Annotated in this window: 9 protein-coding genes and 1 pseudogene; 7 read left to right on the top strand and 3 right to left on the bottom strand. The window is 38.5% G+C overall.

Features of this window, described 5'->3' with window-relative positions:
- Positions 1-30 precede the first annotated feature (30 nt).
- From PROCOU_RS05300 to PROCOU_RS05275, 6 genes and pseudogenes are all read left to right on the top strand, one after another.
- Positions 31-1,045: pseudogene (locus PROCOU_RS05300) on the top strand (permease).
- A gap of 15 nt (positions 1,046-1,060) precedes the next feature.
- Positions 1,061-1,903 carry a TIGR03943 family putative permease subunit gene (locus tag PROCOU_RS05295; RefSeq protein ID WP_036070181.1) on the top strand — a complete coding sequence of 281 codons (843 nt, stop codon included), beginning with the start codon at positions 1,061-1,063 and terminating at the stop codon, positions 1,901-1,903.
- Between the two features lie 75 nt (positions 1,904-1,978).
- Positions 1,979-2,899, top strand: coding sequence for a type I pantothenate kinase (gene coaA / locus PROCOU_RS05290; RefSeq protein ID WP_036070179.1), 921 nt, complete (start codon positions 1,979-1,981; stop codon positions 2,897-2,899).
- Between the two features lie 545 nt (positions 2,900-3,444).
- Entirely contained in the window at positions 3,445-4,170 is a 726-nt protein-coding gene (locus tag PROCOU_RS05285; RefSeq protein ID WP_036070178.1) for an ABC transporter ATP-binding protein, read from the top strand.
- Positions 4,170-5,336: an ABC transporter permease gene (locus tag PROCOU_RS05280; RefSeq protein ID WP_036070384.1), complete on the top strand. Its 1,167-nt coding sequence runs from the start codon at positions 4,170-4,172 to the stop codon at positions 5,334-5,336. The genes PROCOU_RS05285 and PROCOU_RS05280 overlap by 1 nt, the downstream gene beginning before the upstream one ends.
- A 15-nt stretch (positions 5,337-5,351) precedes the next feature.
- A complete protein-coding gene (locus PROCOU_RS05275) occupies positions 5,352-6,005 on the top strand; it encodes a TetR/AcrR family transcriptional regulator (protein ID WP_036070176.1) in 654 nt (217 codons plus the stop codon).
- A 46-nt stretch (positions 6,006-6,051) separates the two neighbouring features.
- On the opposite strand, the gene PROCOU_RS05270 is transcribed toward PROCOU_RS05275, so the two are convergent.
- Positions 6,052-7,290 (bottom strand): dicarboxylate/amino acid:cation symporter, encoded by a 1,239-nt coding sequence (locus PROCOU_RS05270; protein WP_036070174.1) that lies wholly within the window; start codon positions 7,288-7,290, stop codon positions 6,052-6,054.
- A 102-nt stretch (positions 7,291-7,392) separates the two neighbouring features.
- Positions 7,393-9,366 (bottom strand): lipoteichoic acid synthase, encoded by a 1,974-nt coding sequence (ltaS, locus tag PROCOU_RS05265; RefSeq protein ID WP_036070171.1) that lies wholly within the window; start codon positions 9,364-9,366, stop codon positions 7,393-7,395.
- Positions 9,367-9,710: 344 nt separating this feature from the next.
- On the opposite strand from ltaS, the gene PROCOU_RS05260 reads away from it, so the two are divergent.
- The gene (locus PROCOU_RS05260; protein ID WP_051994208.1) at positions 9,711-10,370 is read left to right on the top strand and encodes a class A sortase; all 660 of its coding nucleotides are present in this window, start codon (positions 9,711-9,713) and stop codon (positions 10,368-10,370) included.
- Between the two features lie 716 nt (positions 10,371-11,086).
- On the opposite strand, the gene PROCOU_RS05255 is transcribed toward PROCOU_RS05260, so the two are convergent.
- A complete protein-coding gene (locus PROCOU_RS05255) occupies positions 11,087-12,274 on the bottom strand; it encodes a multidrug effflux MFS transporter (RefSeq protein ID WP_036070170.1) in 1,188 nt (395 codons plus the stop codon).
- Positions 12,275-12,387 lie beyond the last annotated feature (113 nt).

Raw genomic sequence — 12,387 nt, 5'->3', positions numbered from 1 at the left:
GCGAAATTGAAAAGGCAAGGAAGTGAACATATGTTTCAAAATTTACCAGATTCTTTTTTACAGATGAATACCATTTTTATCTCGATTATGATTGAAGCTCTGCCGTTTGTGTTGATTGGTGTTTTTATCGCAGGCTTTATTCAAATGTTTATTTCTGATGCTTTTATTGCTAAGGTTATGCCGAAAAATCGATTTTTAGCAGTAATTGTTGGTTCGATGATTGGTATCCTTTTTCCGTCATGTGAATGCGGGATTGTGCCAATTGTCCGGAATTTGATTGCAAAAGGGGTGCCGCTTCACGCTGGAATTGCGTTTATGTTGACGGCGCCAATTATTAATCCAGTAGTGCTATTTTCGACATATGTGGCGTTTGGAAGTACGTGGGAAATACCATTGCTACGCGTTTTAGGGAGCTTAGTGGTCGCGCTGGTCGTGGGGAGTGCGATTGCTTATTTTTATAAAGGCGAGGGTTTGAAAGAAAAAATTTATGCTGTATGAGACGACGGCTGAGCGTAATGAGAACATAGAGAGATCTGAAATGACTGCCATTGTGGGAATGGATGCGGTTTTTACTTCAGGATCAGCGCAAACGATATCAAGTGTTGAAACAGGGCATGACCATCATACTCATGCTACTGCTAAACTATCAATGAAGGAAAAGGTTTGGCATACGTTGCAGCATGCAGTTGATGAATTTTTCTCGGTTGGGAAATTTCTTGTATTCGGCGCTTTATTGGCTGCAGTTATGCAAACATACATCAAGACATCTACGCTCGTTTCGATTGGACACGGACCTGTACTATCTATTTTATTGATGATGGTTCTGGCATTTGTGCTTTCGCTTTGTTCAGAAGCGGATGCCTTTATTGGCGCCTCATTTCGAAGTGTCTTTTCAACGCAATCGATTGTAGCTTTTCTCGTTTTTGGACCGATGCTTGATATTAAAAATTTAATGATGATGCTAGCGACTTTTAAAGCGAAGTTTGTGGCATTTATTGTGATTGGTGTTACGGTTACGGTGTTTATTTATGCATTATTCATTTAGAAGGGGGGCATTTTAATGTTTCGTGTTTTTATTTTATTTGGGTTCGCCTTCTATTTGATGCAATTGCATGTGACGGGCGATATTAGCAAGTACATTAATATGAAGTATTCCTATTTATCACTAGCTGCGATGATTGCTGCCTTTTTTTTAGGTTTAGTTCAACTTATTATGATTTTTCGCGATGAGGATTTGGAGCATAATCACGCGCATATGGGGCATACGCATGATGGTGAAAATACGTTTTGGAAAAAGATTTTGGTTTACGGCCTTCTCGTTTATCCACTTATTGCTGGATTTATGTTTCCAATTGCGACGCTTAATTCGACGATTGTAGATGCAAAAGGGTTTCACTTCCCGAAAAATAATGCGGCGGGTGATGATCCGTATGCGATGAATCAGTTTTTGAAACCAGATACGAGCGGGTATTTTGGCAAGTCTGATTATGACAAAATGATTGCTAAAGAAAAGGACGCGATTATCAATGATGATCCTATCAAGGTAACAGATGATAATTATTTGATGACAATGGAGATTATTTATAGTTATCCTGGTGAGTTTGAAGGAAAGCGCATTGAATTTACGGGTTTTGTGTATAATGATCCTGTGACGAAGGATGCGAACCTTTTTGTATTTCGTTTTGGTATTATTCATTGTGTTGCGGATTCTGGTGTGTACGGTATGCTGGTGCATATGCCTGACGAGGAAACCAATCTTAGCAATGATACGTGGGTGAAAGTGAGCGGTGTGATTGAGCAGGAATACTATGCTCCTTTTAAAATGGATATTCCAGCTGTGAGGGTGACGAAATATGGTGAAATTCCTAAGCCGAAAGATGTGTACGTGTACCGGAAATATTAGGTTGCGGAATTGGGTCAGATACGGTATGCTTAAACCTGTGAAAACGAAAACAAACTAGAGAAGGATGGAATGACTATGGATCATTATTCCCCCTACTTTCATTTTCCGCGCGAGGATTGGCGTAAGCTGGAAGTAAGTAAAGACCAGATATTATCGGCGGAAGAACTGGAAGCTATACGCGGTTTAAACGATCGTATCTCGCTCGAAGATATCGCTGAAATATATTTACCACTCGTGAAATTGCTCGTCATGCATTATCATGAACAAATTTTTATTCATGGTGAAAAAATGGAATACTTGAAACGCCATGCGACACACACACCGTTTGTTATTGGTATTGCTGGCAGTGTGGCTGTTGGTAAAAGCACAACGGCAAGGGTTCTTAAAATTATGCTAGATCGTTGGTTTTCTAAAACACGCCAAGTGGAGCTAATTACGACAGATGGTTTTTTGTATCCAAATGCTGTTTTGGAAGAAAAGGGGCTGATGGAGCGTAAAGGATTTCCTGAAAGTTATGATAGGAGACGATTTGTTGCTTTTTTGAGTGATTTGAAAAGTAATAAAGCAAACGTTGAAGTACCGCTTTATTCTCATTTTACGTATGATATATTGGAGGAGACACGAGTGATTAGTCAACCTGATATTATTATTGTAGAGGGGATTAATGTGCTGCAGGTAGATCCTGAACAAGCTGTTTTCCCGAGTGATTTCTTTGATTTTACAATTTATATGGACGCGGATGAAAGCGAGATTAAGCGCTGGTACTTAGAGCGGTTTTTTCTCTTGCGTGAGACAGCTTTCCAAGATTCAAGCTCTTATTTCCACCGCTATACAAAGATTAGCGAAGAAGAAGCACGTGTTTTTGCTTTAGAAACGTGGGATAAAATTAATGGTGTGAACTTGAAGGAGAACATTGAACGGACGAAATATCGAGCCCAGCTTATTTTGAAAAAAGGGGCAGATCATTTGATATCGGATGTTTATTTGCGAAAATAGAACAAGAAATGAATGAAAGTTTGAAAAAAGAATCAGTGAATATACAAAGAGCTCCGAATTCAAATATAGCGGGGCTCTTTGTTGGGACTGTTCGAAATGAAATGAGTTACAGTCCCAATATGCATGAGAGCAAAGCGAGCATGTAATCCTTCAGAGCTGTTCGAAATGAGCTAAAGCCCCAATATGCCTATGAGCATCGCGAGCATGCAATCCTTTCTGAAATCCCCTGAATACAAACGCTTTCGCTCGATTTGTGTTAAGCAAGATTCACACCTTACTCGAAGAAAAGGATGTGTGATATCTTGCTTATTTTGCATGAAAATGAGTGTGTCCTGGGCTCATTTCTATTGAAAGTAATCAATCACTAATCTTTAATGAAAATAGAAGGTTCATTTTTGTCGCTCTCATTGAAGGTAATCTAATTTTTGCTGGTTTATATTTTAACAGATCTAGCTTTTTACTTTACTTTTATTTTTTTTTAGTATAAAATAAAAGTGAGTAATCACTCATTTTATTACTTTTTTAACCTAGAGGAGGTTTTAGAAATGGGAGAAGTAGCTATTCAGGTGGCGGGACTTAACGTGTCATTTGGAAAAAAGAAAATTTTGACGGATATTGGATTAGAAGTGGAGAAAGGTGAAATTTTCGGCTTGATTGGCCCTTCTGGTGCAGGTAAAACGACGCTTGTAAAAGTCATTGTAGGTATGGAAAAAGGCGATTCTGGTGAGGTTACGGTTTTGGATAAGCGGATGCCTAATCTTGGTGTGATTGCCAATATTGGTTATATGGCGCAGTCAGATGCGCTATATATTGATTTGACGGCAAAAGAGAACATGGAGTTTTTTGCAGCACTTTATTCTTTAAAGGGTGCTAAGCGCAAGGAACGGATTACTTATGCGGCGAAACTTGTGAATTTAGAAGGGGAATTGAATAAACAAGTAAGCGATTTTTCAGGAGGCATGAAGCGGCGTCTGTCACTTGCAATTTCGATGTTACAGGACCCTGATGTGTTGATTTTGGATGAACCAACTGTTGGAATTGACCCGGAATTACGAAAGTCGATTTGGGAGGAGTTGGACATGTTGAAGGGAGAGGGGAAGTGCATCCTCGTGACGACACATGTAATGGATGAAGCAGAAAAGTGTGATCGATTGGCCATGGTTCGTGATGGTAAAATTATCGCAGTTGGAACGCCGGCTGAATTGGAAGCGAAGACGTCGACTGGGCGATTGGAAGATGCCTTCTTACAATTTGGAGGTGTGCAGTCATGATGCGAGTAATGGCGATTGTGAAGCGAATTGCGAATCAGTTTCGACGGGATAAAAGAACGCTTGCATTAATGTTTATTGCGCCACTTCTTTTGATTACGTTGATTAATTATTTGTTTGATGGGGATACTGTGAAGCCAAAAATTGGCGTGGAGGGTGTATCTTCTTCGATGGTGGCGCAACTGAAAGATACGGATATTTCGGTGAAGCAATATCGTTCCGTGGATAGCGCAAAGGATACGATAAAATCAGATGGACTAGATGCGTTTATATTACAAGATGGTTCGAATGTGAAGCTGACTTTTGAAAATAGCGATCCGGGCGTTAGCAAGCAGATTCAGATGAAGTTGCAAGCGGCTTTGATGGCGGAACAAAAAGAGACAATGAAACAGCTAGGTGCTTCGATGCAAGAGGCAAGTGCAAAGATACAGCAGTCTTTGGCGAAAATAGCAAAACAGTATACGGCTCAGACGGGTCAGCAGTTGGATATTCCAGCAGTGAATTTGCAAATACCGGAACAGCAACAACTAGCGATTGATACTGCGTATATATACGGAGATGCAGATACGACATTTTTCGATACGATTGGACCAATTTTCATTGGATTCTTTGTTTTCTTCTTTGTTTTCTTAATTGCTGGTATTTCATTCTTACGTGAGCGGACGACAGGGACTTTGGAGCGTCTGATGGCGACACCGATTAAACGATGGGAGCTGGAAACTGGATATTTGCTTGGATTTGGTATTTTTGCATTGGCACAGTCGATTATTGTAGCATTATACTCGATTCATGTGCTCGATATGGTGCAGATGGGGTCGATTTGGTACGTATTGCTGATTACGTTAATGTTAGCGATGGTCGCTTTGACACTAGGCATTTTATTATCAACATTTGCAAATAATGAGTTCCAAATTGTGCAGTTTATTCCGATTGTGATTGTACCGCAAGTTTTGTTTTGTGGAATTTTCCCGCTAGAAGGAATGGCGGATTGGTTGCAGTGGATTGCTCATATTATGCCACTGTATTACGGTGCAGATGCTTTAACATCGATTATGGTAAAAGGTGAAGGGTTTAGCGGTTTTGCAACGGATTTCTATGTTTTAGTTGGATTTACGCTCGTATTCATGATTCTAAATATCTTTGCCTTGAAAAAATATCGTAAAATATAGAAAGGAATGGCGGTAATGACGGAAAGCAAAGATATTCTAACCCAAATGTTGGCGGTAGCAGAGCAGGATAAAAAAATGAGTGAGAAGCAGAAGAAAATTGTTGCAGCTGCGATTGAGTTATTTGCAGAGCGTGGTTTCGCGGCAACATCGACGAGTGAGATTGCGAAGCGTGCAGGTGTTGCTGAGGGAACAATTTTCAGGCATTATAAGACAAAAAAGGACTTATTGAGCTCAATTACCGTGCCAATTATGATTGAAAGTGTAGCGCCATTTTTAGCACAGACATTTGTGGCGGAAGTTTTTGAGCAGGAATATCCTGATTTTCGAGCTTTTTTAACAACGCTAATAAAGAACAGATTTGAATTTGCACGTGAGAATAGTCAGGTAATCAAGATTTACATGCAGGAAATGTTGTATCATGAAGAGATTCGGGATCAGTTTTCGAAAGTTTTCATGGTGCATGTGAAAGGGCAGTTTGATAGAATTATTAATTTCTATAAAGAACGTGGAGAGATCAATGATATGCCAAATAGCACAATTATGCGAACGCTAATTACGAATATTGTTGGCTTGATGATAACGCGCTTTATGATTATACCAAAAGCAGAGTGGGACGATGAGGCAGAGATTGAAAGGACTGTTTGCTGTATCACAAAAGGTATAAGTTAAAAAAAGGATGGAGCTACCAAAACTGGCAGCTCCATCCTTTTTAGCTCTAAGCAAATTGTTTTGACAACCAATTCTTACCTTCAACAAATCGGCTAACTAACATTGCACATACCGTGTTCCCCGTTGAATTTAGTAATGTTGCAGGTATATCAATGATTGTACTAATAATCATAATTGTTCCAACGAGTTCAGGATTGAAACCAAATACTGCGCAAATCATTAATTCCCCAGTCATACCACCGCTTGGAATTGCCCCCATTACAGCACCAACGAGGAATGCAACACCAATAATTGCGAGGATATTCATCGGTGAGGTCATATCTTTGCCGAACAAGGTGAATAGGAAGATAATTTTAATGATTCCTCCCATCACAGAGCCATCCTTATGTGTATTCGCACCGAGAGGAATAACGGTTTCTGCGATATCATCAGGTACTCCCATTTTTTTCGTTGCTTGCAAGTTAACGGGGATACAAGCTGCACTGGAAGACGTAGCAATTGCTGTAATAGAAGGCGTAATGACATTTTTCCAATAAACTTTCACGCCTAGAAGACCACCAGAAATAAAAGCATATAGAGTGAAAGCGCCAAAATAATAAATAACTGCCAGCACTAAATAAAGTAAGAAAGAGTTCAAATAACCGTTAATAATTTGCGGACCAAGCTTTCCAACAGTATCGGCAAAGTAACAACCAAGGCCAATCGGTGCCGCATACATAATCACCTTCACCATTTTTAAAATAACTTCCGTACCAGCATTTAAGAAATCAGCGACTGGTTTTCCTTTTTCACCTGTCATCGACGTAGCGAGCCCTAGAAGAATCGAAAAGACAATCAGGGGTAATAAGTTAGATTTCGAGAATAAATCCAAAAAATCAGGCACTGTGAACGTTTTGACGATTGTTTCTCCGATTGTTGAGCTTGTAGCTTCTGGAGCAGTTGGCAAGTTTTTAATAATTTGTGACATATCAACGCCCTGCAGTGGATTATAGATTTTTGTTCCAATAAACGCAATGACCGCAGCAATCAAAGCAGTTGTAAAGAATATCGCAAAAATTGTGCCCATAATTTTACCGAGACGCTTCATGCCTTTCATATTCGCGATAGCACTCGAAACACTCAGAAATACAAGTGGTACAATAACGACAAACATCAAATTAAGAAATAATTCCCCAATCGGCCGCACCACCGAAGTTTTATCACCAAAAATGAGCCCAGCCGCACCACCGATGATAATTCCGGCGATTAAGAAAAGACTGAATGCATAGTTTTTGAGTATTTTCATATGTAGTAACCTCCCTTATCTTTTTATAGAATAGCATTTTAACGCGGGAAAGGGAAGCTATATTAAAAAAACCACCCATCCTATGAATGAGTGGTTTCGTCATTATTTCGTATCCGTCGATGATTCGTCTGTACTTGTCGTTTTGTCCTTATTGTTGTAATTGTACTTCGAAGGGTCTGTTTCCTTGAAGCCCTCAGGTGTGTAGAAACGAAGCAAGTCGCCTTGTAACACTTCATCGGAAAGTTCGAGCTCTTTTGCAACATTGTCTTTCGTTGCTTTCATAGCGTCTGTTTCGGTCGTGATTTCTTCGCCTGTTTTTTGATTATAGAACTTGCCACCAATCATCGAGTAAGCAGGGGTAATGAAATCGCCATTTCGGAATGGAACTACTTGTTTCGCATCTTTAGAGAGCAAATCGTTACCTAACTGTACGTAGCTTTTTGTATCTGTGCCAAGCAAGTGAAGAATGGTTGGTAAAATATCGATTTCACCGCCATACGTATCTTTAATGCCACCTTCTACTCCAGGAACACGAACCATAAATGGAACACGTTGCGCTTGAGCGTTTTGATAAGCATCATAATCTTTACCAAGCACTTTACTCATGGCTTGAGCATGATTGTCTGAAATACCATAGTGATCGCCGTACATTACGATAACCGAATTCTCATACAAACCACTATCCTTCAAATACTGTACGAAACTGCGCACTGATTCATCTAAATAACGTGCAGTTTGGAAGTAACTATCTACAGAAGCATCACCAGTTTCAGCTGGTTTAATTGTTGCTTCTTCTTCTGAAATTGGATAAGGGAAATGATTCGTCAACGTAATGAACTTCGCGTAAAACGGTTGTTGTAAAGACTCAATATATTTCTCAGATTCCTTGAAGAACGGCTTATCTTTCAAACCGTAGTTCGAAACATCCTTTTCGTTCATATCATAGTAACTAGCATCGAAGAAATGATTATAACCAAACTGTTTGTATATTTCATCGCGATTCCAGAAACTCTTATAGTTGCCGTGGAAAACGGCTGAATCATATCCTTGCTGGCCTAAAATTGCTGGTGCAGATTGATACGTATTTTTGCCTTTTGTTGAGAAGGCAGAACCTTGTGGGAGCCCAAATAATGAATTTTCAAGCATCATTTCGGCATCAGAAGTTTTCCCTTGACCTGTTTGGTGGAAGAAATTCGTGAAGCTTAATGTATTTTTGTCCTTGAAGAACGAGTTAATAAAGGGTGTAACTTCTTCACCATGAAGTTTGTAGTTAATCAAGAACTGCTGGTAACTCTCCAAGTGAATGTAAATGACGTTTTTACCTTTTGCTTTTCCAAAATACGCTGGGTTTGGCGCGGCATAATTCGATTTCGTATAGTTCAACACTTCATTGACATCGCTACTATCAGCGAGGGCACGTTGCGTTGAATTTTGTGTGCTTTTTACTGCATCATACAGTTGAAAGTTTGTCATACCAAGATATTTTACAATATACGTCCGATCAAAAGTACGAGTTAACAGCTCAGGACGGTCGATTTCAGCAAGACCTAAGTTAGCGAAAAACATCGCTACACCTAGCGTTAACACACCGACAGTTTTACGAGCACGAATCCGCGCTTCTTTGTTTGGTTTGACAACTCGAAATACCAATAAGCCAATCAAGAAAACGATATCCAAGAAGTAAAGCGCATCGGTCCAGTTCATTAGAGCACCGATACTGCCACTTTGTTCGCCAAGGCTTGATGCCTCTTTAATGTTTGGCAATGTAATAAAATCACTGAAAAATCGGTAGTAAACCATGTTCGCAAACAGGACGATTGTTAACAGTAAATCGATAATAATAATCCAGATAAACGAGCGTCGACCTTTCGCAAATAAAGCGAGTCCCATAAAGAACACAGCCGAACTTAGTGGATTAATTAGTAGTAAAAATTGTTGCATGGCATTCTCAATACCAAGATTAAATTCAGTTTGATAAGCAATATACGTTTTTAGCCAGAATAGAATGACGGCTAGAATAAAAAATCCGTAGTTCTTACTTAAGAAGCCGAGGACTTTTTCTTTCCATTCGTTCATAGTTCACCTCTCCTAATACTCTACTGTGAGTAAGTACTTTCATATTTAATAGAATAAAAAAAAACTGGGCTCTATATGTAAGAAGCGTTACGCTAATTCCAAACCCACGTTAATACGATTGTAACATAACTTTAACAAAAATAAAACCAAAAAACATGCGTCTAGAGGCTGATGACGAATGAAAATAGCGTAAATAAGCGAGTTAAAAGCTTTTGAGGTAGAATAAATGGGAGCGTTTGTTAAAGTACTTGGCGGGGAAGATATAAAGAACAATGACCGTTTCATTGTTGCATTTGGAGCTATGTCTACTATATAATAAAAGAACAGCAAGGAGGAGTATATATTTGAAGAAAACGATTGCAATTATCATTTTAATTATTGGGTTACTTCTGGTACTATCACCGTTCATTAAAAGCGGAATTGTGAAGTATTTAAGTGAGCGGGACTCGGTAACAAACTACAGTGCAGAAACGATTGAAAAAAATAATAACAGAGACGCCAATTTTGATTTTGCGAGCGTCGAATTACCTTCTATGACATCGGTTGTAAAAGGGGCAGCGGATTACGACAAAAATGCAGTCGTTGGTTCGATTGCGATTCCTAGTGTTGATCTTAGCTTGATGGTTTTAAAAGGCACAAATACGGCCAATTTACTTGCAGGTGCGACAACAATGCGATCGGATCAAGTGATGGGTAAAGGAAACTACCCACTTGCAGGGCATCATATGCGTAACGGTTCGATGTTATTCGGTCCGGTAATGGATGTCAAAGAAGGCGAAAAAATTTATCTGACAGATTTAACGAATCTATATACTTATGAAGTAACAAGCACAAAAATCGTTAAAGACACAGAAGTTGGTGTCATTGATGAGACCGATGAGCCACAGATTACTCTTGTCACATGTGATGTTGCAACAGAGACCAACAAACGTTTTATTGCTGTTGGAAAGCTGGTTTCAACTGAAAAGCTAACGAAAGAGAAGAAGGAAAAATATTTTGAATAAGGTTTTAGGCGCGCCACATGGAGTTTTTGATTCTATGTGGCGTGCTTTTTTAGTGTTTATAATTGGCCATTCACTGGTTTTGCAAAAGCTTATTGTTAGCGTTGCTTAGAGGATTTTATATAGTTAAAAAAGATACTCTTTATTTATTAATATCTGAATACATGAGAATATCGCCTAAGAGTTTGTCCTAACCTCACATCAGAAAGGAAGGCTATTTGTGAAGCTGTAGGATTTGGGTTAAATTTAAAGGTAGTAAAAAATAGCTTAGGGAAAACAATAGAGGTATGTGGAATGAGTCATCAAAAGCATTAATTATATTTGATGTATCGATTTTCACTGGTGATACGATTCAAATAACGGATGCTTTGATGTGACATAATTAGATATCAATAGGCCGCTTAGTTATCGTTTCTGAATCATTTTGGCTTTTTCCCAATTGATATATATAAAAGAAGAAATGGCAAGTATAACCTACAACAAAAAACCAACAGCCATTACATATAGTAATGTCAGCGTGTCGACAAACACTTATCTCCATCGTTAAAGTCTGCACGCCGGTGCTCACATACCCAAGTATGCTCCGCTCTAGTGCTCAACTTTGCCTAGGATCTAAGCATTTGTCGACACGCTAATGTTACTGTTGATTTTTCATGAAGCTATTTTTCTAAAATAATATAACCTTGTGTTGAGAAAAAGAGTGGTCAATATTCATCTCTTTATTTTGCTAATTTGAGAAAAATCATTGAAATGAGTAGTAGCCCTGTACAAAATAAAGGAAATATGAGAATAGATCCGGTGTGGAGGAGACTAATCAAAAACGTACAGATACTGACAATAATGTAATAGCCTAAACTCAAAAATGCTCCGGCTGTACCAGCTGCTTCGGAAAACTTAGATAATGCTAGGCTCAAACAATTAGGTAATGCCATTCCAATTCCAGTAAGGATGATAAAAATTCCTAGTATATACACAAGTACTTGCATATAAATAGGCAAAACTAGAAATGAACTAACACAAAGTAATAGACTACCAATTAATGATAATTGAATGCCGCTTTGGATAATTAAGTTTGGAGTCTTTCTTTTTAATAATTTGCTTGATAGCCACGCACCTAAAATTGCTGCTAAAGCAACGGCACACCCCATAAATCCATAGTGACTTTGAGTAAAGCTAAATTTTTCAATAAAAATTGTTGGTGCTTCTGAATGATAACTAAAAAGGAGGCCGTTAAAGATTCCAATTAGTACCCCAAATGCTACAGTATAGCGATCACACAACATGTTTTTTCCTATTGAAAGAACTTGCTTTGAATTTAAGCGTTTTGAAGAAATGTTACCAGTTTCCGGTAAAGACCTAAGGCACCAGAATAGTAGAATCATCCCAATGACAATGAGAAATGCAAAGACTACTCGGAATCCATAAAATTCGCCAAGGAAACCACCGATTAGAGGGCCTATTGCCGGTGAGAAAGCTAAAGCTGCTGAAATTTTAGCGAATAGCTGATGACGTTCATTGCCTTCGTAGTTATCTCGCAAGATTGTTTGTGTCGTTACAGACCCTGTACTTGCACCGAATGCTTGTATAAAGCGACCTACAAATAACAATTCAATATTCTTTGATACAAAACATAGTATACATCCTAAAATGTAGACTACAATACCTAAATTCATTGCTTTTCTTCTACCAAAATAATCTGAACCAATTCCCCAGAAGAAAACACCTAATGCAAAAGCTATGAAGTAAATACTTAGTGTCATTTGTGCAATATTTAGTGGGATACCATAACTTTGAGCGATTTCTGTTAGTGATGGTGTATAGATTGTTTCACTTATTTGTGGAAAGCCTACTAGACAAATCAGTAAGGCTAAATTTATTTTTTTACTTGTTCTGATGTTTTTTTCCATTTTTAAAACTCCTAATTCAATTATTTATCTGGGAAAAAACATCTTGAACAGGGAAATGCTGGGACCATGATTTTTATTCTTATGATATAAAAATTCATGATTATCACCTTCTT

The sequence above is a fragment of the Listeria rocourtiae FSL F6-920 genome, assembly GCF_000525975.1.
GTDB lineage: Bacteria > Bacillota > Bacilli > Lactobacillales > Listeriaceae > Listeria_A > Listeria_A rocourtiae.
This window is presented reverse-complemented; position numbering and strand designations above follow the sequence as displayed.